At 64.3% G+C, this 22467-nt stretch carries 19 protein-coding genes; 6 read left to right on the forward strand and 13 right to left on the reverse strand.

The window, feature by feature from the left end; genetic code table 11:
• Positions 1 to 1947, reverse strand: a complete 1947-nt coding sequence (locus tag NR187_RS05135; RefSeq protein WP_211384341.1) for a maltotransferase domain-containing protein — start codon at positions 1945 to 1947, stop codon at positions 1 to 3.
• 203 nt (positions 1948 to 2150) lie between these two features.
• On the opposite strand from NR187_RS05135, the gene malQ reads away from it, so the two are divergent.
• On the forward strand, positions 2151 to 4112 hold the full coding sequence (malQ, locus tag NR187_RS05140) for a 4-alpha-glucanotransferase (protein ID WP_211384342.1): 1962 nt from the start codon (positions 2151 to 2153) through the stop codon (positions 4110 to 4112).
• Positions 4113 to 4142: 30 nt separating this feature from the next.
• Entirely contained in the window at positions 4143 to 5948 is a 1806-nt protein-coding gene (locus tag NR187_RS05145; protein ID WP_211384343.1) for a glycoside hydrolase family 15 protein, read from the forward strand.
• A gap of 173 nt (positions 5949 to 6121) precedes the next feature.
• Here the strand turns inward: NR187_RS05145 and NR187_RS05150 are convergent, their stop codons facing one another.
• From NR187_RS05150 to NR187_RS05175, 6 genes are read right to left on the reverse strand one after another with little or no spacing between them, the layout of a single operon-like run.
• Positions 6122 to 6934, reverse strand: a complete 813-nt coding sequence (locus NR187_RS05150; RefSeq protein ID WP_256805909.1) for an HAD family hydrolase — start codon at positions 6932 to 6934, stop codon at positions 6122 to 6124.
• 34 nt (positions 6935 to 6968) lie between these two features.
• Positions 6969 to 7499, reverse strand: coding sequence for a gluconokinase (locus tag NR187_RS05155; protein ID WP_211384345.1), 531 nt, complete (start codon positions 7497 to 7499; stop codon positions 6969 to 6971).
• A complete protein-coding gene (gene pgl / locus NR187_RS05160; protein WP_256806206.1) occupies positions 7486 to 8235 on the reverse strand; it encodes a 6-phosphogluconolactonase in 750 nt (249 codons plus the stop codon). Before pgl ends, NR187_RS05155 begins: the two co-directional genes overlap by 14 nt.
• Complete coding sequence (gene zwf, locus NR187_RS05165) at positions 8235 to 9746, reverse strand: glucose-6-phosphate dehydrogenase (RefSeq protein ID WP_256805910.1); 1512 nt, start codon at positions 9744 to 9746, stop codon at positions 8235 to 8237. Before zwf ends, pgl begins: the two co-directional genes overlap by 1 nt.
• 28 nt (positions 9747 to 9774) lie before the next feature.
• The gene (gene gnd / locus NR187_RS05170) at positions 9775 to 10773 is read right to left on the reverse strand and encodes a phosphogluconate dehydrogenase (NAD(+)-dependent, decarboxylating) (protein WP_211384348.1); all 999 of its coding nucleotides are present in this window, start codon (positions 10771 to 10773) and stop codon (positions 9775 to 9777) included.
• 13 nt (positions 10774 to 10786) lie between these two features.
• Complete coding sequence (locus NR187_RS05175; protein WP_256805911.1) at positions 10787 to 13636, reverse strand: bifunctional transaldolase/phosoglucose isomerase; 2850 nt, start codon at positions 13634 to 13636, stop codon at positions 10787 to 10789.
• A 308-nt stretch (positions 13637 to 13944) separates the two neighbouring features.
• On the opposite strand from NR187_RS05175, the gene NR187_RS05180 reads away from it, so the two are divergent.
• The 4 genes from NR187_RS05180 to NR187_RS05195 all read left to right on the forward strand — a co-directional run bounded on the left by NR187_RS05180 (position 13945) and on the right by NR187_RS05195 (position 19665).
• A complete protein-coding gene (locus tag NR187_RS05180) occupies positions 13945 to 14595 on the forward strand; it encodes an STM3941 family protein (RefSeq protein ID WP_211384350.1) in 651 nt (216 codons plus the stop codon).
• Between the two features lie 297 nt (positions 14596 to 14892).
• Positions 14893 to 16836, forward strand: a complete 1944-nt coding sequence (locus NR187_RS05185) for a PrkA family serine protein kinase (protein ID WP_211384351.1) — start codon at positions 14893 to 14895, stop codon at positions 16834 to 16836.
• A gap of 19 nt (positions 16837 to 16855) precedes the next feature.
• On the forward strand, positions 16856 to 18133 hold the full coding sequence (locus NR187_RS05190; protein WP_211384798.1) for a YeaH/YhbH family protein: 1278 nt from the start codon (positions 16856 to 16858) through the stop codon (positions 18131 to 18133).
• Entirely contained in the window at positions 18130 to 19665 is a 1536-nt protein-coding gene (locus NR187_RS05195; RefSeq protein WP_211384352.1) for a SpoVR family protein, read from the forward strand. The genes NR187_RS05190 and NR187_RS05195 overlap by 4 nt, the downstream gene beginning before the upstream one ends.
• A 9-nt stretch (positions 19666 to 19674) precedes the next feature.
• On the opposite strand, the gene NR187_RS05200 is transcribed toward NR187_RS05195, so the two are convergent.
• The 6 genes from NR187_RS05200 to NR187_RS05225 all read right to left on the reverse strand — a co-directional run bounded on the left by NR187_RS05200 (position 19675) and on the right by NR187_RS05225 (position 22447).
• Positions 19675 to 20118, reverse strand: coding sequence for a DUF1801 domain-containing protein (locus NR187_RS05200; RefSeq protein ID WP_211384353.1), 444 nt, complete (start codon positions 20116 to 20118; stop codon positions 19675 to 19677).
• The gene (locus NR187_RS05205; RefSeq protein WP_372702963.1) at positions 20115 to 20327 is read right to left on the reverse strand and encodes a hypothetical protein; all 213 of its coding nucleotides are present in this window, start codon (positions 20325 to 20327) and stop codon (positions 20115 to 20117) included. The genes NR187_RS05200 and NR187_RS05205 overlap by 4 nt, the downstream gene beginning before the upstream one ends.
• A gap of 54 nt (positions 20328 to 20381) precedes the next feature.
• A complete protein-coding gene (locus tag NR187_RS05210; protein WP_211384355.1) occupies positions 20382 to 20813 on the reverse strand; it encodes an SRPBCC domain-containing protein in 432 nt (143 codons plus the stop codon).
• A complete protein-coding gene (locus NR187_RS05215; RefSeq protein WP_211384356.1) occupies positions 20810 to 21133 on the reverse strand; it encodes a helix-turn-helix transcriptional regulator in 324 nt (107 codons plus the stop codon). The genes NR187_RS05210 and NR187_RS05215 overlap by 4 nt, the downstream gene beginning before the upstream one ends.
• 203 nt (positions 21134 to 21336) lie before the next feature.
• A complete protein-coding gene (locus NR187_RS05220; protein ID WP_211384357.1) occupies positions 21337 to 21786 on the reverse strand; it encodes a DsrE family protein in 450 nt (149 codons plus the stop codon).
• 40 nt (positions 21787 to 21826) lie between these two features.
• Complete coding sequence (locus tag NR187_RS05225) at positions 21827 to 22447, reverse strand: hypothetical protein (protein WP_211384358.1); 621 nt, start codon at positions 22445 to 22447, stop codon at positions 21827 to 21829.
• Positions 22448 to 22467: the final 20 nt, after the last annotated feature.

A 22467-nucleotide genomic window follows, 5' to 3' on the forward strand; every position in this document is an offset into this window, starting at 1 on the left:
TTACGCCAGGCAGCGGAACAGCAGCGCCGGATCACGGTCGGGATCGATACGCAACTTGATCCCGCCCCATTCGATGCGGGACTGTTCGCCGGTGAGGAGGTTTTCGAGCGCGGTGACGTGGCGGCGCTCGCCGCCGACGTCGATGGTGAGGTCGCCGAGCGGCAACCAGAATTCCCGCGCATGGCGCGAGAGCGCGATGGCCGCGACGACGGTATTGGCGGGATCGGTGGCCTCTTTGGCGAAGGCGATCGTCTCGCCGTCCTCGATGCCGAGGAAGCGCAAATCGGCGGTCTGCTGAAGCGCCGCATTCTCACTGCGGATGCGGTTGAGCTGCGTGATGTAGGGCTTGATATTGCCGGGCTTGTCCCAGTCGCGCTGCTTGATCTGGTATTTCTCGGAATCGAGATATTCCTCGCGGCCCGGGACCGCTTCGTGCTCCAGCAGCTCGACGCCGCTGTAGACGCCGTAATTGCCGGACAGCGTCGCGGCCAACGCGACGCGCGATTTGAACGCCCAGGTCTCGCCGCTCTGGAGATGATAGGGCAGCAGGTCGGGCGTGCTCACGAACAGGTTCGGCCGATAAAAGTCGCGCTCGGGATAGCGCGTCAGCTCGCCGAGATATTGCTCCAGTTCCCACCTTGCCGTCCGCCACGGGAAGTAGCTGAAGGATTGCGCAAAGCCGAGCTTGGCGAGGCCCTTCATCAGCTTCGGCCGCGCAAAAGTCTTGGAGAACAGGATCACCTCGGGATGCCGGCGGCGGATGTCGCGGATCAGCCACTCCCAGAATGGAAGCGGCGCGGTATCGTGATTGTCGATGGCGAAGATGGTGACGCCATGGTCGATCCAGAACAGCATGGCGTCGCGGAAGGCGTTCCAAAGCCCGATCCGGTCGACCGAGGCGAAATCGGGGATGATGATGTCCGAATAGGGGCCATCTGCCGTCCGCACCGAACGGTCCGGCCGCCATTTGAACCATTCCGGATGCTGCGTCAGCCAGGGATGATCCGGCGAGCATTGCACGGCGAAGTCGAGCGCCAGCTCGAGGCCGTATTCGAGGCAGGTCGCGACCAGCGCGCGAAAATCCTCGATCGTGCCGAGCTCGGGATGCAGCGCATCGTGCCCGCCCTCGGCGGCACCGATTGCATAAGGCGAGCCGGGATCGCCCTCGGTCGCCACCGGCGCATTGTTGCGGCCCTTGCGGCGGGTGCGGCCGATCGGGTGGATCGGCGTGAGGTAGAGCACGTCGAACCCCATCGCGGCGATGTCGGGCACGCGCGCAATGCAATCGCGGAGCGTGCCGTGCCGGCCCGGGATCCGGCTCTGGCTCCGCGGCATGATCTGATACCAGGCCCCAAAGCGCGCCTTGTCGCGGTCGACGATCAGCGGGAAGGGCACCGAGCGGGTGAGGTCGGGCCGCGACTGGCTCTCGGCCATGGCTTCACCGAGCTCGGTTGAAAGCAGCGGGGCGACGTCCCCGGTCTGAAGATAATTCTCGCACTGTCTGACGATGACGGCCGCGGCGTCCTGCTGCGCGCCATGCGCCTTGGTCAGAAGGCCGGCGCCCTCGATCGCGTCGAGGCTGACATCCGCGCCGGTGCGTTGCTTGCGCGCGACCCCATGAGACCAGGTCGCGAACTCGTCGGTCCAGGCTTCGATGGCGTAGACATACTGGCCGGGCTCGACTGGCGTGAATGCGCCGGACCAACGATCATTGCCGCGATGGATCATCGGCTCGCTCCGCCAGTCCCGGTCCTGCTCACCGCGCCAGATCAGCGCGGCGCCGATCACGGCGTCGCCGTCGCGATAGACGTCGGCCCAGACCTCGACCCGTTCGCGCGCGATCCGTTTCACGGCAAAGCGACCGCCGTCGATCGAGGGGTAGACGTCTTCGATGAGGAAAGCGCTGCCGGCTGCGGCACTTTCGACAGTTTGAATTGTCTTGTTCACGGTGATGCCATTGACAAGAAAGCAGGACCCCGTTTCCCTTGTCGGGAACCTACGCTTGGTACCTATATAGAAAGCCGGTTGTGTGTCATTAGTTCCCTGGGAACGGTCAGCGCGGTTTGCGAGTTGACTCCGACTAACGTCTTCCACCACCTCGTTAAAATCGATGCCCCCGGCCCAAAAATGGCCTGCAAGCTGCGTGCCGAATGGATCTTTTAGCTCAAGCCCGGATCAAGGGCGTTCAGTCCGAATTCGTCGATGCCCTCGGAAAGTTGCGGGTTACCGATCCCGTGGCGCTCAAATCCATCCTCGACGCCCTGCCGGAGAAGCGGGTTTACCGCTTCGTCAGCGGGCCCGTGGTGGTCCGGGCCCTGGGACATCCGCGCACCGAATTGGCGACGATGGGCGCGCCGCCGCTGCAATGGACATTGCGCGCAAACGGCAATGTGATTGCGCAGGGCGAGACGCGCGAGCCCGTGATCGCCTGGCCCGCCGATCTGCCGCTCGGATATCACCGGTTGACGCTGACCGATGCCGAGGGTGTTGCGGAAGAGGTGCCGATGATCGTGGCGCCCGAACGGGCCTTTGGCGGCGAGTTCGACCGCGGCTGGCTGCTCGCCGTGCAGCTCTACGGCGTCCGCTCGGAGCGCAATTGGGGCATCGGCGATTTCACCGACCTTGCCGATCTCGTCCGGCTCGCCAAGCAGCTCGGTGCCGACGGTGTCGGGCTCAATCCCCTGCATGTGCTGTTCGACAATCATCCGGCCGATTGCAGTCCTTATTCGCCGAACAGCCGGTTGTTTCTCAATCCGCTCTATATCGACGTCGAGGCGATCCCGGAATTTACCGCGGATCTCGTCCCCGACGCGGCCGCGACCGCCGCGCGCCTGCGTGAAGGCAATCGTGTGCCCTACGCCGACATGGCGGCCTTGAAGTGGCTGGGCTTGCGCGCCGCCTATGGCAGCTTCGTGACCAGCGCGAGCGGCGTCCGCCGCAACCAGTTCGACGCCTTCCGGGCCGACCGCGCGCCGCTATTGTCCCGCTTTGCCTGCTTCGAGGTGCTGCGGCATCGCTTCACCGGACCGTGGTGGGAATGGCCGTCCGAATGGCAGCAGCCTGACGAGGCCAAGTGCGCCGAGTTGCGCAACGGTCCCGACAAGCGCGATGTCGAATTCATCGAATTCGTGCAATGGACGGCAGATTCGCAGTTGCAGGCCGCCAAGGAGCTTTCCATCCAACTCGGCATGCGCGTCGGGCTCTATCTCGACGTCGCCGTCGGCGTGCAGTCCAACGGCTTCGATGCCTGGAACGAGCAGGCGGCAATTTCCCGCCATCTCGCCGTCGGCGCGCCGCCCGACGTGCTCAACACCGTCGGCCAGGATTGGGGTCTTGCCGGCTTCAATGCGGGCGGCCTCGAAGCGCAATCCTTCGTGCCGTTCGCCGACATGCTCGCCGCCTCGATGCGCCACGCCGGCGCCATCCGGATCGATCACGTGCTGGGATTGAAGCGGCTTTATCTGGTGCCACGCGGTTTCAAGCCCGACAATGGCGCCTATGTGCAGATGCCGTTCGAGGCGCTGCTCGGCGCCATCGCACGCGAGAGCACGGTGCATCAATGCATCGTGATCGGCGAGGACCTCGGCACCGTGCCGGAAGGTTTTCGCGAGACCATGCAGGATTTCGGCATCTGGTCCTATCTCGTCATGATGTTCGAGCGCGACGATGCCGGCCATTTTCGCAACGTCGACTTCTATCGGCCGAACGCGCTGGTGACGCTGAACACGCACGACCTCTGCACCTATGCGGGCTGGCGCTCTTTCAGCGATCTCAGGGTTAAGCTGTCGCTCGGGCTGGACCCCGGCGAGAGCGATCAGGCGCGCTGGGACGCGCTCGGCAGGCTCGACGAGATCCTGCGCCAGAACGGCATCAGCGCCAACGATCTCTATTCGGTGCTCGCCTTCCTGTCGCGCACGCCGTCGCGGCTGCTGGCGGTGTCGATGGAGGATCTGCTCGGCGTGATCGACCAGCCCAACATTCCCGGCACGATCGACGAGCATCCGAACTGGCGCCAGCGCCTGCCCGTTGCGCTCGACAAGATCGCGACCAAGGTCGATCTCGCAGCTTTGAAGGCCGCCACACGGGAACGTTCCTTGATCGGCGGGAGTTGATCGCCGGGGATTTTTTAGGCTCGCAGAACATTGTCTCAGAAGATCGAAGACTACGCGCTGATCGGCGACTGCGAGACGGCGGCGCTGGTCGGACGCAACGGCTCGATCGACTGGCTGTGCTGGCCGGCCTTCGATTCCGATGCCTGTTTTGCCGCGATCCTCGGCACGCCCAAGAACGGGCGCTGGCTGATCGCGCCGAGCGAGGACGTCACCGCGACCTCGCGCCGCTATCTCGGCCATACCCTCATCCTCGAGACGCGCTTTGAGACGAAGACCGGCACCGTCGCGCTGATCGACTTCATGCCGCCGCGCGGCAAGGCCTCCGACATCGTGCGGCTGGTGCGCGGTGTCAGCGGCACTGTGAAGCTGCGGATGGAGCTCGTGATCCGCTTCGGCTTCGGCGTCGATATCCCCTGGGTGCGGCGGATCGACCATTCCCTGCTGGCGGTCGCCGGCCAGGATATGACCGTGCTGCGGACGACGGCGAAGACCCGCGGCGAGGATATGACCACGGTGTCCGATTTCGAGGTGAAGCAAGGCGACACCGTGCCGTTCGTGCTGACCTACGGCCCCTCGCATCTCGATCCGCCCGCGCCGATCGACCCGGAGCTCGCGCTCCAGGAGACCGAAAAATTCTGGAATGACTGGTCAAGCCGCTCCACGCATGACGGCGAGTATCACGATCTGATCATGCGCTCGCTGATCACGCTGAAGGCGCTGACCTTCGCCCCGACCGGCGGCATCGTCGCGGCGCCGACCACGTCATTGCCGGAGAAGCTCGGTGGTGCCAGGAATTGGGATTACCGCTTCTGCTGGCTGCGCGATGCCACCTTCACGCTGCTGGCGCTGATGAACTCGGGCTATACCGAGGAAGCCTCGGCCTGGCACAATTGGCTGTTGCGCGCCGCCGCGGGGTCGCCGGCGAACATGCAGATCATGTACGGCATCTGGGGCCAGCGGCGGCTTTTGGAATGGGAGGCCGACTGGCTCGACGGCTACGAGGGCGCGCAGCCGGTGCGGGTCGGCAATGCCGCGCATGCGCAGCTGCAACTCGACGTCTACGGCGAGTTGATCGACGCCTTCCACCAGTCGCGCATGGCCAAGCTGAAGCTCGACGATGAAGCGACCTGGGCGCTGGAATGCGCCGTGCTCGATCATCTCGCCGAAGTCTGGGACCAGCCCGACCACGGCATCTGGGAGCGGCGCGGACAGCCGAAGCACTATGTCTTCTCCAAGGTGATGACCTGGGTCGCCTTCGACCGCGGCATCAAGAGCGCGGAGACCTTCGGCTTCAAGGCGCCGCTGCTGCACTGGCGGACCCTGCGCGATGCGATTCATCGCGACGTCTGCAACAGGGGTTTTGACGCGGAGGAGAATGCGTTCGTCGAATCCTACGGCTCAAAACTGCTCGATGCCAGCGTGCTGCTGCTGCCGGCGGTGGGCTTCCTGCCGGCGCAGGACCCACGCATCCGCGGCACCGTCGCCGCCGTCGAAAAGCACCTGCTGCGTGACGGCTTTGTGCTGCGCCACGATCCGCGGGAGATGTCCGAGGAGACCCAGCCGATCGAAGGAGCGTTCCTCGCCTGCAGCCTGTGGCTGGCCGACGCCCATGTGCTGTCCGGCAATCTCGACAAGGCGCAGGCGCTGTTCGACCGCGTGGCTGCGCTTGCGAACGATGTCGGACTGCTGGCCGAGGAGTATGACTCCCTTGCGCGGCGCCAGACCGGAAATTTCCCGCAGGCGCTGACCCACATCGCGCTGATCAACACTGCGCACAATCTGTCGGCGGCGAGGCAAGAGTGCGATAAGCCGGCAGTACAGCGATCGAAGCAGTGAACGCCTTGACTGCATCGCCAGCGACGGTTCGCTCCCTCTCCCGCCTGCGGGGGAGGGCTGGGGTGGGGGTGTTTCCGCCGGGCGAGAACCCCCGAGAGGAGAGAACCCTCACCCGCCGCTACGCGGCGACCTCTCCCGCAAGCGGGGAGAGGTGAAGCGAGCCGGAAGCCCGTTCAGCCAACCCCGTTCCGCTTCAGGATCATCTCCATCGCCTCGGCAAAACCATCCTGCTCGTTGCTCGAGGTGACGTTGGTGGCCTGCTCCTTGACGCTGTCGGTGGCGTTGCCCATGGCGATCGAGGTGCCGCTGACGCGGAACATCGCGAGATCGTTCTGCATGTCGCCGATGGTGGCGACCGCGTCGGTCGAGATACCGAGCCGCTTGGCCATGGCCTGCACGAACGTGCCCTTGTCGAAGCCGGGCGGGGTGATGTCGAGATAATAGGTCTGCGAGCGAACGGCGGTGGCCGCGCTGCCGAGCGCCTCCTGCATCGCCTTCTCGCAGGCCTCGAGCCCGGCCGCATCGGCGCTGGCGCCGACGATCTTGCAGGCGCCGGAGAGATACGGCGTAAAATCCGTCACGACGGTCGGATCGGACCGGATCGTGTGCTGTTCATGGGGGACGTACTTGCCATCGGGATTGTCGATCAGCCATTTGTCGGTGGTGAACAGCCAGATGTCGGCGCCGAACTCGCGCAGGATCTGCAGCGACCGTTCGGCCGCGGTCGCCGGGATCAGATGCTGCTCGACCGGGTGCATCTCGGGATCGACGATGGAGGAGCCGTTGAACGGGCCGACCGGGAGCCAGAGCGCCAGCGGCTCGATCAGGAACCGCATGCCGATCGCGGGGCGGCTCGACGTGATCGTGAAGCCGATACCGGCCTGGTGCAGCCGCTGCACCGCGGACCTCGCACGTTCCGTCAGCGTCTTGTCCTTGGTCAGCAGCGTGCCGTCGACGTCGGAGACCACGAGTGCGATTTTCGTCATGGCAGGACCTTGGCTTTCCCGAGGATGATTGGCCTCAGCGTTTCGTGCCGCGCGGTTTCAGTTGCCGCACGATGCCGTCCACGATCGCTTCGACGGATTCGTCGATCGAGACGGTGATGACGTGCTCGCCCGTCGCCGGCGGCTCCAGCGTGTTGAACTGGCTCGTCAGCAGCTCCGGTGGCATGAAGTGACCCTTGCGGTGCGCGAGCCGGTCGGCGATCAGCTCCTTCGTGCCCTTCAGGAAGACGAAGCGGACGTCGTCGCGCCCCCGCAGCAGCACGTCACGATAGGTGTGCTTCAGCGCCGAGCAGGCGATGATGACATGCCCGCCGCGTTCGCAGACCCGTGCGATCTCGTCGGCGATGGCGTTGAGCCAGGGCCAGCGGTCCTCATCGGTGAGGGGGTGGCCGGCCCGCATCTTCTCGACATTGCTGGCGGGATGAAAGCTGTCGCCGTCCTCGAAGCGCCAGCCGAGCCGCTGGCCCAGCGCTTCCGCAATCGTGCTCTTGCCCGAGCCCGACACGCCCATCACGATCAATGCACAAGGTGCTTCAGCGCGGCCCACGAATTCCCTCCGGAAGCGCGGCCTGGTCGACCAGCCAGACGGTCTCGCCATTCGAGCGCGCGCGCAACGCCGGCAGAGTCTCGCCATTGAGGAGGCGCGTCAAGATCGGCTGCTTGTCATGCCCGGCAATCTCGAACAGCATTTCACGGCAGGACGCCAGCGCGGGCAGGGTGAGCGAGACCCGCGGCACGAACGGCGCCACATTGGCCTTGGGCACCCCGACGACCCAGCGTTCGGTCTCCTCGATCGCGGGATAGCCGGGAAACAGCGAGGCGGTGTGGCCGTCCGGTCCGGCGCCCATCAAGACCATGTCGAACAGCGGCCGCGCCGGATCGAGCCGGTCCGCGCCGTAGAAAGCCTGCAGCTCGCGCGCATAGGCCTCGGCGCTTTGATCCGGATTGTCAGCCGTGGTCGGGATCGGGTGGATATGGCCGGAGGGCGCGTTGCGATCGAGAAAGGCCGCGCGCGCGACCGCCATGTTGTTGAGGGGATCGCTTTCGGCCACGAAGCGCTCGTCGCCGATGAACCAGTGCACGCGCTCCCACGGGATCTTGCCACGCCAGGCGTCGCTGCCAAGCAGCTGATAGAGCCTCTTCGGGCTGGAGCCGCCGGTCAGGCAGATCGCGATGCGCCCGGGATTGGCCGCGATTCGCGCCATCACCCGTTCGGCTGCGGCCTGTGCGAGGGCTTCGGCGTCGGCTGCGACGATCAGCTCGGGCTGGCCGGCCGCCGCCATCACGAAAACTTCCGCCAGCTTCGTCCGTCGCGCCGGAGCAGCTCGTCGGCGCAGGCCGGGCCGTCGCTGCCGGCTTGATAGGTCTCGATGCCGTTGGTGCCGGCCTGCTTCCAGGCGTCCAGGAAAGGCTGCACCGCCTGCCATCCGGCCTCGACGCCGTCGGCGCGCTGGAACAGGATGTTGTCGCCGATCATGCAGTCGTAGATCAGGGTTTCGTAGCCGGTCGAGGGATCGGCCTGAAAATAGTCGCCGTAGCGAAACTTCATCTCGACGCCGTCGATGGTGATGCTCGGCCCCGGAATCTTGGCGTTGAACTGCAACTCGATGGTCTCGGTCGGCGCGATGCCGATGGTGAGGAAGTTCTGCGACAGGCGATCGACGGTGGTGCCCGAGAACATCGACAGCGGCGCCTGCTTGAACTTGATCGCGACTTCCGTGCGCTTGTGGCCCAGCGCCTTGCCGGTGCGCAAGTAGAACGGCACGCCGGCCCAGCGCCAATTGTCGATCATCAGTTTCAGCGCGACATAGGTCTCGGTGGTGCTGCCGGGCTTGACGTCCTCGGTCTTGCGGTAGTCCGGAATCTCGTCGTCGCCGATGCGTCCCGCGAGATATTGCGCACGGACCGAATTCTTCAGCGCTTCCTCGTCGGTGGGCTGCTGGATCGCCGAGAGAACATCGGCCTTTTCGGAGCGGACCGAATGGGCGTCGAAATGGGTCGGCGGCTCCATCGCGACCAGCGACATCAGCTGGAACAGATGGTTGGGCACCATGTCGCGCAGCGCGCCGGTGGCGTCGTAGAAGCCGCCGCGATGGCCGACGCCGAGCTTCTCTTCCACCGTGATCTGGATGTGGTCGATATGGTTGCGATTCCAGATCGGCTCGAACATGCCGTTGGCGAAGCGCAGCACCAGGATGTTCTGCACCGTCTCCTTGCCGAGATAATGATCGATCCGGTAGATCTGGTGCTCGTCCATGATCTTCAGCAGCTCGGCGTTCAACGCGCGCGCCGTGACGAGATCGGTGCCGAACGGCTTTTCGATCACGAGCCGGCGCCAGGCGCCGTTCTCCTTCATCATGCCGGTACGGCCGAGCTCGCGCGCGGTCGGCGCGAACGCGGCGGGCGGGGTGGCCAGATAGAACAGCCGGTTGCCACCGGTGTCCTGCGCGCATTCGAGCGAATCAAGATGCTCGCGCAGGCGGTCGAAGGACGGTGGGTCCTTCGGATCGGCCTCGACGAAGGTCACGCATTGCAGCAGCTTCTGTGCGATGTCGTCGTCCACGGGCCGCGTTGCGAACTGGCGCAGGCCCTTCAGGAGGCTGTCGCGCAGCTCGCCGTCCGACTGGCTCTTGCGGGCCACGCCGACGACGCAGAACTTTTCCGGGAGCAGGTGCTCGGCGGCAAGATTGTAGAGCGATGGCATCACCAGACGGTGAGTGAGATCGCCGGTTACGCCAAAGATGACGAAGGCGCAATTTTCCGGCTTGCGCTTTACTTGCGGGTCTTTTGTCACGAACGATTGGCCTTCGCTTTGTTGCGCCCTATTTGGGTTTCGAAGCACCCGGCTGCTTCGGCTCCTTGTGGCCGCCGAACCCCGCACGCATCGCGGAGAGAATTTTCTCGGCGAAGGTGTGTTCCTTGCGGGAACGGAAACGTGCGTAGAGCGCCGCGGTCAGCACTTCGGCCGGCACCGCCTCGTCGATCGCGGCATTCACGGTCCAGCGTCCTTCGCCGGAATCCTCGACGAAGCCGGAATATTCCGCCAGCGCCGGGCTGTCGGCGAGCGCGGTTGACGTGAGGTCGAGCAGCCAGGACGGGATCACGCTGCCGCGCCGCCAGACTTCCGCGATATCGGCGAGATCGAAATCGTAGCGATGCTCCGCCGGCAACGCCTCGATGCTGGCGTTCTTGAGGATGTCGAAACCTTCGGCATAGGCCTGCATCAGGCCGTATTCGATGCCGTTGTGGATCATCTTGACGAAATGCCCGGCGCCGACCGGGCCGGCATGGATGTAGCCCTGCTCGATGCGGGGATCGCGGCCCTCACGTCCTTCCGTGCGCGGAATGTCGCCGGCGCCGGGCGCGAGCGCGGCGAAGATCGGGTCGAGCCGGTCGACCACCGGTTTCTCGCCGCCGATCATCATGCAATAGCCGCGGTCGAGACCCCAGACGCCGCCGGAGGTGCCGACGTCGACATAATGAATGCCGCGCTCCTTCAGCGCCTTGCCGCGGCGGACGTCGTCCTGCCAGAACGTGTTGCCGCCGTCGATGATGACGTCGCCGTCCTGCATCGCGCGAGCGATCGTCTCGATCGTGGTCTCGGTGATGTGGCCTGCCGGCAGCATCACCCAGGCGGTGCGCGGCCGTTCCAGTTTGGCGACGAACTCTTCCAGCGTCGCCGAGCCTTGCGCGCCGTCTGCGGCAAGGCCGGCGACGGCCTTGGCGTCCTTATCGTAGACCACGGTCGAATGGCCGTGGCGCATCAGGCGTCGAACGATGTTGCCGCCCATCCGGCCGAGGCCGATCATGCCGAGTTGCATTTGAGGGATTCCCTTAGTTCAGCGCGTCGTTGAGCGCCGCGTTGAGCGCCGCGAGACCTTTCTTGAGCCCGCCCTTCAGATGGACGCGGAGCGCGCGACGGCCGCGCTCGGTGAGCACGTCGAAGTCGCCGCGCGCCTGCGCCGCCTTGATGACGCCGAAGCTCGCTTTCTGGCCTGGAACGGCCAGATCCTTGGCCTCGTCGGCGGTGATCTGGAGGAACACGCCGCTGTCGGGTCCGCCCTTGTAGGCCTGCCCGGTCGAGTGCAGGAAGCGCGGCCCGAACTCGGCGCAGGTTGCGACATGCCGCTTCTCGCGCACTTCGAGCCGCATGGCCTGAAGTGCGTCGATCGTCGCCTTGTCGCGCGCGATGTAGCCGAGCAGGGCGACGTAATCGCCATGACCGGAGCGGGAAAGATGCGCCTTCAGCCATGAGGTGAGGTCGCCATTGGCGCCGGCGGCGCGGAGCGCCGCGGCGTTTGCCTCGTCGGTGTAGAGATCGGCATCTGCGGTGCTGACCACCGGTTCCTCGGCCGGCAACGAACCGGTCTTCTCGAACGACGCGGTGAGTTCGCGGGTCTTGATCTTGGCCGCTTCGACGTCCGGCTGGTCGAACGGGTTGATGCCGAGAATGCTGCCGGCGACGGCCGTTGCCATCTCGAAGCGGAAGAACTCCTGGCCGAGATGGTCGATCGACTTCATGACGATGCGCACGACGGGATGGCCGGCCGCTTCGATCGCAGCCAGCTGCGAGTCATGGGCGGCGTCGGCCTCGCCCTCGATACGGATGTCGATGAAGAGCCGGTCGTTGCCGTAGACCGAGGGCTCGCCCAGCGGCTCGCCGTCGATCGGGATCAGGCCCTTGCCTTCCTTGCCGGTCGATTCCGCGATCAGCTGTTCGGCCCAGGCGCCGAAATCGGCGATCTTCTTCGACGACAGGATCGTCACCTTGTCGCGGCCTTCGAGCGCCGCAAGGCCCATGGAAAGGCCGAGCTGCACGCCGGGGTTCTCGGCTGGCGGCACGTCCGGTCCGCAGGAGCGCGCCATCGCGAGCGCGTGCTTGATGAAGGTCTTGACGTCGATGCCCGCGGTTGCCGCCGGCACCAGGCCGAACGGCGAGAGCACGGAATAGCGACCGCCGATCGAGGGCTCGCCATGGAAGATTCGCGCGTAGTTCAGCTTCTTCGCCGCCTTCTCCAGCGAGGAGCCGGGATCGGTCACCGCGATGAAGCGATGGCCGGTCTTCACCTTTGGGCCGACCGCCTGCGCGACGCGCTCGTGGAAATAGTCCTTCATCGCATTCGGCTCGGTGGTGCCGCCGGATTTGCTGGAGACGATGAAGACGGTGTTGGCGATGTCGATCTTCGCCTCCATCGCCCGCACCTGCGCCGGATCGGTGGAATCGAGCACATGCAGCTTCGGGAAGCCTGACTTTCGCGCGAACGTCTCGGCCAGCACTTCGGGCCCGAGGCTCGATCCGCCCATGCCGAGCACGACGGCGTCCGAGAACTTCTGGCCCTTCACGCGGCTGGCATAATCCTCATAGTCGGCGACGTCGGCCTTGGCGGCGCTGTCGAGCCAGCCGAGCCATTTGTCCTCGTCCGTGCCTGTCCAGACCGATTTGTCGCGCTGCCAGAGCCTGCGGATCCTGGCTGACGCCCGCCATTCCTCCGTGCTCTTGGCCACCGCCTTGCCGAGCCCGTCGCCGAGCGAGAGAAGCTGGCGGTCGATCGCGGGGCCGAGCACGGTGGCGCGCTTATGGGCGACCGCGCCATACAGCTTGTCGGCCGCGTCGGCGAACTGCCTGACGCCGTCCTTGACGAGTTCCTCGGTGATGGCGTCCAGCGAGACGCCGGAGCGCTCCAGCTCCTCCAGCACGCGCCGGGCGTCGTCGACGTTCTCTTCCAGGCTGTCGCGCGGCTTGCCGTGGTCGCGGAACGCATCCAGCGTGGCCGGGGGCACGGTGTTGATGGTGTCGGGGCCGATCAGCTCCTCGACATACAGGACGTCGCTATAGTCCTTGTTCTTGGTGCCGGTGGAGGCCCAGAGCATCCGCTGCGGCTTGGCGCCCCTGGCGGCGAGCTTGTCCCACCGCGCGCCCGAGAACAGGCGTTTGTAATCCTGGTAGGCGACCTTGGCGTTGGCGATCGCGACCTTGCCCTTCAGCGCCGCGAGCCGCTCCTTCTCGGATGGATCATTGGCGCGGGCGATCTTCTCGTCGAGCTGCTTGTCGACCACCGAGTCGATGCGGCTGACGAAGAAGCTCGCGACGCTGGCCACGTGCGAGGGGTCGCCGCCACCTGCGACATATTTCTCCAGACCGGCGAGATAGGCCTTGGCGACCTCCAGATAGACGTCCCTGGAGAACAGCAGCGTGATGTTGATGCTGATGCCGTCGCCGATGAGCTGTTCGATCGCCGGCAGGCCTTCCGGCGTCGCCGGCACCTTCACCATCAGGTTCTTGCGATTGACGTCCTTCCAGAGCCGCCGTGCCTCGGCGACCGTGCCGGCGGTGTCCATCGCCAGATAGGGCGAGACTTCGAGGCTGACATAGCCGTCGCCGCCCTTGAGGCGATCATAGACCGGCCGCAGCACGTCGGCGGCGTTCTGGATGTCCTCCACCGCGACAGCCTCGAACAGGTCGGCGACCGACCGATCGCCACGCTTCAACGCCTTGCCGATCGGCGCGTCGTACTCGTCCGAGCTGCCGATCGCCTTTTCGAAGATCGAGGGATTGGAGGTGACGCCCTTGACGCCATCGGTTTCGATCAGCCGCTTCAGGTCGCCGTTGGCGATGAAGCCACGGGCCAGGAAGTCCAGCCAGACGGCTTGTCCGTGCTTTTCCAGTTCTTTGACGGGATTCATGGTGCTTATTTATCTCCAAGCCTGCGGGCGAGGGGTTTCCGCGCCGGTCCTGACGCGCTATCCTCTAGCTTACATGCTTCCTTGAGGGAACCAATCAAGGGTATGGGAGTCATACCCTCCAGTGTAACTCCGTCGCCATGATGGCGATCCCGGTGGAAGAAGCCGAGTTGCGTAAATAGTCGTTGGCCGTGAGTTAATCGGCCGAAGTCTGGTTGCGTAACGTCAGCTGCTTCGCCTCGTCGCTCGTGGCTGCGCGGATTACCATCGGCGGATTCCGGTCCGCCTGATGCATTGTGGCTCGGTCGCGAATGGCCATGCTGGGGGTAAGCATGCACGCACATCATGACCGTCTGACGCTCGCGATCGCGGAGAGCCCGCCATCGACCGCGGCGACCCCATGCGTCGACGCGTCCCCCGACCTCGAAATCGGTCCATGTACCGTCCAACTGCGGCTGCTGATCGCGGCGGGCTTCGCGATGACGTTGCTCAGCGCAACCCTCGCCTTCGACTGGTGGGACGGTCTTGGCGATTACGATACCGTGGCCGGCTCTGCCGGCGTCGCGGTGTTCGCCCTGTTGACCATCCGGCTGATCTGGATGCTCCCCGCCGAGCGGGGACCGGTGGTGGTCGTCACCCCCTATGGCATCCGCGACCTCCGCATCGGCAATGAATTTCTGCTGTGGGACTCGATCGCGAGGATCTCGGCTGAAGAACGCCGCGGGCGCAAGATGATCGTGCTGACGCCGACGCCGGCCTTGCAGCGGCAGCTCCGCAGCATCCGCACCCTGGCCCGAAGTGCGCAGGGCGATCGGATCGTCATCCGGACGGAGGACCTGGCGACCGATTTTGATACACTGCTTCGCGCCTGCCGCGACTGTCACGCGGCCAGAGCTCCGCGCACCGCATTGCAGCAGGAAGATGAACGCGGCGCGCAAGGCTTCGCCGTACAAGCGTCATAAGATCGCCGCTCGCCGATCGCTATGCTGCGGCGCCGGATGGCCTCATATCCGGTAATGCCCGGATGTTGCGACCGAGTGACATTTTCTGGAAATGCGCCAATATAGAGAGAGATTCGCACAAATTACAGGCATGTGCCTGTTCGTAACTCAACGAGTGCCTACGTTGTGCGTTGCGTCGAGTCGACACCCGGGTGTCCAATGATCGTCATGTGCTCACGCTGATTCGATCCGGCCTGAGGAACGGTCCGGTAACTGCTTTCGTTTCAGCTTGTAGCGGAACTCACGCGGAGAGGGATCATGTACAACGATTCGCTATTCAACGCTTTCGCTAAGTCGTTCGAGGCGAGAAGCCAGCACGACATGTCGATGGCGGAATATCTGGAATCGTGTCGAAGCGATCCCATGAAATACGCGAATGCGGCCGAGCGACTGCTAGCAGCGATCGGTGAACCCCAGACGATTGACACGGCCAAGGACCCACGCCTTGGCCGTATTTTTTTGAACCGCACGATCCGCACCTATCCGGCCTTTGCCGGCTTCTACGGCATGGAAGAAACCATCGAGCGCATCGTTGGTTTCTTCCGTCACGCGGCGCAGGGCCTCGAAGAGCGCAAGCAGATCCTCTATCTGCTCGGCCCGGTCGGCGGCGGCAAATCCTCGCTCGCCGAGCGGCTGAAGTCGCTGATGGAAGTGCACCCGATCTACGTGCTCAAGGCCGGCGACGAACTCTCGCCCGTGTTCGAGAGCCCGCTCAGCCTGTTCGATCCGGATCAGCTCGGTCCGATGCTGGAAGAGAAGTACGGCATTCCGCGCCGCCGGCTCACCGGCCTGATGAGCCCGTGGTGCTACAAGCGGCTGGAAGCCTTCGGCGGCGACATTTCCCAGTTTCGGGTCGCAAAGATCCAGCCGTCGCGGCTGCGCCAGATCGCGATCGCCAAGACCGAGCCGGGTGACGAGAACAACCAGGACATCTCCTCGCTGGTCGGCAAGGTCGACATCCGCAAGCTGGAGACCTACGCGCAGAACGACCCCGACGCCTACAGCTATTCCGGCGGCCTCAACCGCGCCAACCAGGGCGTGCTCGAGTTCGTCGAGATGTTCAAGGCGCCGATCAAGATGCTGCACCCGCTGCTCACCGCGACGCAGGAAGGCAACTATATCGGAACCGAGAACATCGGCGCGATTCCGTTCACCGGCGTCATTCTCGCGCACTCCAACGAGGCCGAGTGGTCGAGCTTCAAGGCCAACAAGAACAACGAAGCCTTCATCGACCGCATCTGCGTGATCAAGGTGCCATACTGCCTGCGGATCACCGAAGAGCAGAAGATCTACGAGAAGCTGATCCAGGGCTCCGAGCTCGCCTCCGCGCCTTGCGCGCCCTCGACGCTGGAGACGCTGGCGCGGTTCTCGGTGATGTCGCGTCTGCGCCGGCACGAGAATTCCACGGTGTTCGCCAAGATGCGGGTTTACGACGGCGAGAGCCTGAAGGAATCCGATCCGAAGGCGCGCAGTGTCCAGGAATATCGCGACGCCGCCGGCGTCGACGAGGGCATGGACGGCGTCTCCACGCGCTTTGCCTTCAAGATCCTGGCCGCGACCTTCAACCATGATCCGCAGGAAGTTGCCGCCGACGCCGTGCACCTGATGTACGCGCTGGAGCAGTCGATCAAGCGCGAGCAGCTGCCCGAGGAAGTCGAGAAGCGCTACCTCGAATTCATCAAGGCGGATCTGGCGCCGCGTTATGCCGAGTTCATCGGCAACGAGATCCAGAAGGCCTATCTCGAATCCTACTCGGATTACGGCCAGAACCTGTTCGATCGCTACGTCGACTATGCCGACGCCTGGATCGAGGACCAGGACTTCAAGGATGCAGATACCGGCCAGCTGCTCGATCGCGAACTGTTGAACCAGGAACTGACCAAGATCGAGAAGCCGGCGGGCATCGCCAACCCCAAGGATTTCCGCAACGAGGTGGTCAAATTCTCGTTACGGTCGCGGGCCCAGAACGGCGGCAAGAATCCGACCTGGATCTCCTACGAGAAGATTCGCGATGTGATCGAAAAGCGGATATTCTCCCAGGTCGAGGACCTGCTTCCGGTCATCTCGTTCGGGTCGAAGAAGGACGGCGAGACGGAGAAGAAGCACGGCGAGTTCGTCGCACGCATGGTGGAGCGCGGCTACACCGAGCGTCAGGTTCGCCGTCTGGTCGAATGGTACATGCGCGTGAAGCAAGCCGGTTGAGGCGGATGAGAAAGTGGCCATTCACATCATTGACAGGCGCCTGAATCCAGGCGGCAAGAGTCTTGAGAACCGGCAGCGGTTCTTGCGTCGGGCCAAATCCCTGGTGCAGGGCGCCGTCAAGAAGACCTCGCAGGAACGCGACATCAAGGACGTCCTGGAGGGTGGTGAGATCACGATACCGCTCGACGGCATGCACGAGCCGCGTTTCCGCCGCGAAGGCGGCACGCGCGACATGGTGCTGCCCGGGAACAAGAAGTTCATCGAAGGCGACTACCTCCAACGCTCGGGGCAGGGCAGCGCCAAGGATTCCGGTCCGGGCGAAGGCGACAGCGAGGACGCCTTCCGCTTCGTGCTGAGCCGCGACGAGTTCGTCGATCTCTTCCTCGACGACCTCGAGCTGCCTGATCTTGCCAAGCGCAAGATCGCGCAGACCGAGAGCGAGGGCATCCAGCGCGCCGGCTACACCACGTCCGGCTCGCCGGCGAATATCTCCGTCAGCCGGACGGTGCGGCTCGCGCTCGCGCGCCGCATCGCGCTCAAGCGTCCGCGCAAGGACGAGATCGAGGAGCTGGAAGCCGCGATCGCCGCATGCACGGACGAGGACGAGCGGGTGGTGCTGCTCGCCCAGCTGGAAAAGCTGAAGGCGAAGACCAAGCGCATTCCCTTCATCGATCCGCTCGACATCCGCTACCGCCGCTTCGAGACGGTGCCCAAGCCGGTCGCCCAGGCGGTGATGTTCTGCCTGATGGACGTGTCAGGCTCGATGTCCGAGCACATGAAGGATCTGGCCAAGCGCTTCTACATGCTGCTCTACGTGTTCCTGAAGCGCCGCTACAAGCATGTCGACATCGTCTTCATCCGCCACACCGACCGCGCCGAGGAGGTGGACGAGCAGACGTTTTTCTACGGCCCGGCCTCTGGCGGCACGCTGGTCTCCAGCGCGCTCCAGGCGATGCACGAGATCGTGCGCGAACGCTTCAATCCCTCGGACTGGAACATCTACGCCGCGCAGGCCTCCGACGGCGACAATTCCTATTCCGACGGCGAGCTCACGGGCATGCTGCTGACCGACAAGATCCTGCCGGTCTGCCAGTTCTTCGCCTATCTCGAGGTCGGCGAGTCCGGCGGCAGCGCCTTCGATCTCTCCGACTCCTCGCTCTGGACCCTCTACGAACGCCTGCGCAACAGCGGCGCACCGCTCTCGATGCGCAAGGTCAGCGAGCGCAGCGAGATCTTCCCGGTGTTCCACGACCTGTTCCAGCGCCGCGAAACTGCCCAGGAGAAAGCCGCTCCATGACGGAACGCTTGTTCGAAGGCGCCGATTGGGATTTCCACACCTTGCAGCGCATCACCGATGCCTGCGAGGAGGTGGCATTCAAGGATCTCGGGCTCGACGTCTATCCGAACCAGATCGAGGTCATCACCGCCGAGCAGATGCTGGATGCCTATTCCTCGGTCGGCATGCCCTTGTTCTACAAGCACTGGTCGTTCGGCAAGCAGTTCGCGTACCACGAAGCGTCCTATCGCAAGGGCCTGATGGGGCTCGCTTATGAGATCGTGATCAACTCCTCGCCCTGCATCTCCTATCTGATGGAGGAGAACACGGCGACGATGCAGACGCTGGTGATCGCGCACGCGGCTTTCGGCCACAACCACTTCTTCAAGAACAACTATCTGTTCAAGCAGTGGACCGATGCCGACGGCATCCTGGACTACCTCGATTTCGCCAAGAACTACGTCATGCAATGCGAGGAGCGCTACGGCCGCACCGAGGTCGAGCGCACGCTGGATGCTGCGCATGCGCTGATGTCGCACGGCATCGACCGCTATCCCGGCAAGAAGAAGCTCGATTTGCGCGAGGAAGAGAAGCGGGCAGGGCGCCGCCGCCAGCACGAAGAGGAAGTCTTCAACGATCTCTGGCGCACGGTGCCAAAGGGAGCGTCGAAGACCCGGTCCGCGATCTCGCTCGAACGCCGCCGCAAGCTGCTCGGCCTGCCGCAGGAAAACCTGCTCTATTTCCTTGAAAAGAGCGCGCCGCGACTGGCGCCCTGGCAGCGCGAGCTGCTCCGCATCGTCCGCCACATCGCGCAATATTTCTATCCGCAGAGCCAGACCAAGGTGATGAACGAGGGGACGGCGACCTACGTCCACTATCGCATCATGACCAAGCTGCATCAGCAGGGCCGCATCACCGACGGCAATTTCCTCGAATTCCTGGGATCGCACACCAATGTGGTGTTCCAGCCCGAATTCGACGATCAGCGCTTCTCAGGCTTCAATCCCTATGCGCTCGGCTTCGCGATGATGCAGGACATCGAGCGCATCGTCACCAGGCCGGAAGACGAGGACCGCGAATGGTTCCCGGACATCGCCGGCAAGAACGACGTGATGGGCGTGCTGCGCGACGTCTGGGCCAATTATCGCGACGAAAGCTTCATCGCGCAGTTCCTGAGCCCGAAGCTGATGCGGCAACTCCGCATGTTCCACCTGCATGACGATCCCGAGGAACGCGCCGGCATAAGGGTCGATGCGATCCACGACGAGCGCGGCTTCCGCCGGGTGCGGCGCGAACTGGCGCGGCAGCACGATGTCGGTTACATCGACGCCAATATCGAGGTGGTCGACGTCGATCTGTCCGGCGACCGCCGGCTGATCCTGCATCACCATGTCATCAAGGGCGCGCAGCTCAACGAAACCGACGCCAAGCGGGTGCTCCAGCATCTCGCCGATCTCTGGACCTACGACGTCGCGCTGATCGAGGTCGACGCCAACGACAAGGTCCTGCGCGAATATGTGGTTAGCCCGCGCCCGATTCCGGCGGCGGCTTGACGCCGCCGTCTATGCCGAACGTTTGGCCGGCTTCTTCCTGGCCTTGGACCTGTTCAAGTCCACGGCCGCGCGGATCAGTGCCTTCAGCGCCGTCTCGTTGATCTTCTCGCCCTCGCGAAAATCGATCGCGCGCCGCACATTGCCCTCGAGGCTGGAATTGAACAGGCCGGTCGGATCGTCCAGCGCCGCGCCCCTGGCAAACGTCATCTTCACCACCGCCTTGTAGGTCTCGCCGGTGCAGATGATGCCGTCGTGCTCCCACACGGGAACGCCGCGCCATTTCCATTCCTCCACGACCTCGGGATCGGCCTGCTTGATCAGGCCGCGGATCTTCCCCAGCATTTCGCCGCGCCAGTCGCCGAGCTCCTTGATCCTGCCGTCGATCAATTTGGAGGGTGAGGCTGCCTTTGCTTCCGTCGGACCACTCCTGGTCGCGGTCACGGCTTTCTTCATGATCTCGCCTCGCTTCGCACAGCGTCGCTGCGGCCGAGATAGGGCAGTGCGAACAGATACAGCCCGGTCGCGAGCAGCGGGATCAGCGGGACCAGCGCCATCAGGCCGATCCACACGGCCTGGAGCTGCATGATCATGGCGACGATGTTCGCGATGACGGCGATCGTGAAAGCCATCGACAGCCAGCGATGAATCTGTCGAATCCACATGTTCGTGCTCAATGAGACCTCCTTGGCAAATGATCGGAACGGACGCCGGCCGAGCTACTCAGCCCGTGCCAGCACCTCGTCCAGCTTGGCGAAAAACTGCTTCCAGCCGGCATGCGCGCCGCCAAAAGCCTGCTTCTGCGTCGGGCTGAAGCCGGCTTGCTCGACACGCAGGTGCGTGCCCGCACCCGTCGGCGTCAGCGTGAAGGTCACGACGCTCTTGAGATCGAACGCTGCGTCCTCATGCGCAAAATTCCAGGTGTAGGCGAGGGTGCGCTGAGGCTCGATGGCAAGCACCTCGCAGTCCAGCACGCCGCCCCACTCGCCGCGCAGGTTGAAGCGATGGCCGACGGTCGGCTTGAAGTCATTCTTCATCAGCCATTCCTCGATCAGATGCGGCTGCGTCAGCGCGCGCCAGATCCGCTCTGCGGGAAAGGCAAATTCGCGCTCGATGACGACGGAACGTGTCTCGGTTGCAGCTTCGGTCATTGGTCCATCCTCTTCAGGAGATCGTCGAGTGCGTCGAGCCGGTTCTGCCAGAAGCCGGCCATCTGGCTGGTCCAGTCGACCAGCGGATTGAGCGCACCGGGCTGCGCGCTGTAATGCGTCTGGCGTCCTTCATGCCGGTCGCGCACGAGGCCAGCCTGCTTCAGCGCGCCGAGATGTTTCGAGACCGCCGGCTGGGAAACGCCCGATCGCAGCGTCAGTGCCCCGACGGTCTGCTCGCCCTCGCGGCAAAGCCGTTCGAAGATCGCTCGCCGCGTCGGATCGGCGAGCGTTCTGAAAAGAAGGTCGGGTGCGGCGGACATAAGATCCATAACCAGAAAGTTATGGATTTACTCATAACCGTAGGGTTATGGGTGTGTCAAGCCCGATGGGGGATGTGGACTCGTTGGCGCAACGCGCACTACCGTCATTGCGAGGAGCCCTTGCGACGAAGCAATCCAGTCTGTCTCCGCGGACGGACTGGATTGCTTCGCTACGCTCGCAACGACGGAGGAGGTGGCGGCGCCTACGGCCGCAGATAGAGGTAGCCCTGCGATTGAAGCTCGGCGAGGCGGACCACGCCGCCTTTCTCCGCGCTGACGAAGCCCGGCAGCAGATCCGTCAGCGTGATGTTCTGCGCCTTCATCGTGTTGCCGCAGGCGGCGAGTTCGACGCCGTCCTTGGAGAAATCGCCGACGCGCTTGCTGACGTCGGGGTTGGCCTGCGCCGCGTGAAACGCCTTCAGCGCCGGCCCATGGATGACCAGCGCGATCGTGACGTGATCCGGGCCGCCGACACCGTCGATGTGGTTCTGGATGTTGCCGAGCACGAAATTGACCTTCTCGGCGTCACTGAGATGGTAGACCACCTTGAGCTTGTTGCCCGGGCCCGCGTCCGTCGCGGCCTTGGCGCTGGAGGCGCCAAGCGCGACGCCCAACGCCGAGACGGCGCTCCACAAGATGTTCCGGCGGTTCATGGCGATCTCCCTCGGCTGACCTGAATTTGCCGGAGACATATCATTTGTGACGGAGGGCGGCGAGTTCCTTGCGGTCGGTCACGAGCGAGGCGCACTCCGCGGTGTCGGTGCGGTCGAGGCGGAAAATGCCGTCGTCGGCGCCGGCGACCAGCGACTGCTCGGCATCGTCATCCGGCTTGTTGTTCTGCCAGACCCTGACCCGTGCCAGCCGCACGATTGCCGATTTGTCGTCCTTCGACAGCGCCACGCCGATGCCGCCGCCTTCGCAGTCGACGCCGCAGCCGAGGCGGATCTCGGTGCCGTCCTTGGTGAACACGGCGTGGTTACAGGAGCCGCTGGAGTCGAAATCGCCCGAGCGATGGCGATATCTGAAGCCGAGGCGGAAGGAGTTGTGGAGCTGCTTGTCTTCCTGGTCGGCCTCCGCGGAGATCAGCAGCTTCATGGCGGCGACCTTCTGCTTCGGATGCCGCGCCAGATGCCCGGCATCGTAGCGGCGCACGAAGCAGGCGTAGGCCTTGCTGCCGGGCGTGCCCGCATACATGCGCGCGTTGAAGGTCTCGGCCTCGGCCTTGGTGGCTTCGCGGATGTCGTCGGCCTCATCGGCCCGGGCAGCGCCGACGTAGGCGGCAAGAGCAAGCGGAAGGACGAGGGCAAGCTTCATGATCGCACCGGATGCGTGAG

Source organism: Bradyrhizobium sp. Bra64 (genome assembly GCF_024519875.1).
In the GTDB taxonomy this organism is placed as follows: Bacteria; Pseudomonadota; Alphaproteobacteria; order Rhizobiales; family Xanthobacteraceae; genus Bradyrhizobium; species Bradyrhizobium japonicum_G.

Coding starts and splice junctions, on each gene's coding strand:
- malQ (WP_211384342.1), top strand. CDS start 2,151: ATGGATCTTTTAGCTCAAGCCCGGATCAAGGGCGTTCAGTCCGAATTC.
- NR187_RS05150 (WP_256805909.1), bottom strand. CDS start 6,934: ATGACGAAAATCGCACTCGTGGTCTCCGACGTCGACGGCACGCTGCTG.
- pgl (WP_256806206.1), bottom strand. CDS start 8,235: ATGGCGGCGGCCGGCCAGCCCGAGCTGATCGTCGCAGCCGACGCCGAA.
- gnd (WP_211384348.1), bottom strand. CDS start 10,773: ATGCAACTCGGCATGATCGGCCTCGGCCGGATGGGCGGCAACATCGTT.
- NR187_RS05175 (WP_256805911.1), bottom strand. CDS start 13,636: ATGAATCCCGTCAAAGAACTGGAAAAGCACGGACAAGCCGTCTGGCTG.
- NR187_RS05180 (WP_211384350.1), top strand. CDS start 13,945: ATGGCCATGCTGGGGGTAAGCATGCACGCACATCATGACCGTCTGACG.
- NR187_RS05185 (WP_211384351.1), top strand. CDS start 14,893: ATGTACAACGATTCGCTATTCAACGCTTTCGCTAAGTCGTTCGAGGCG.
- NR187_RS05195 (WP_211384352.1), top strand. CDS start 18,130: ATGACGGAACGCTTGTTCGAAGGCGCCGATTGGGATTTCCACACCTTG.
- NR187_RS05200 (WP_211384353.1), bottom strand. CDS start 20,118: ATGAAGAAAGCCGTGACCGCGACCAGGAGTGGTCCGACGGAAGCAAAG.
- NR187_RS05205 (WP_372702963.1), bottom strand. CDS start 20,327: ATGTGGATTCGACAGATTCATCGCTGGCTGTCGATGGCTTTCACGATC.
- NR187_RS05210 (WP_211384355.1), bottom strand. CDS start 20,813: ATGACCGAAGCTGCAACCGAGACACGTTCCGTCGTCATCGAGCGCGAA.
- NR187_RS05215 (WP_211384356.1), bottom strand. CDS start 21,133: ATGTCCGCCGCACCCGACCTTCTTTTCAGAACGCTCGCCGATCCGACG.
- NR187_RS05220 (WP_211384357.1), bottom strand. CDS start 21,786: ATGAACCGCCGGAACATCTTGTGGAGCGCCGTCTCGGCGTTGGGCGTC.
- NR187_RS05225 (WP_211384358.1), bottom strand. CDS start 22,447: ATGAAGCTTGCCCTCGTCCTTCCGCTTGCTCTTGCCGCCTACGTCGGC.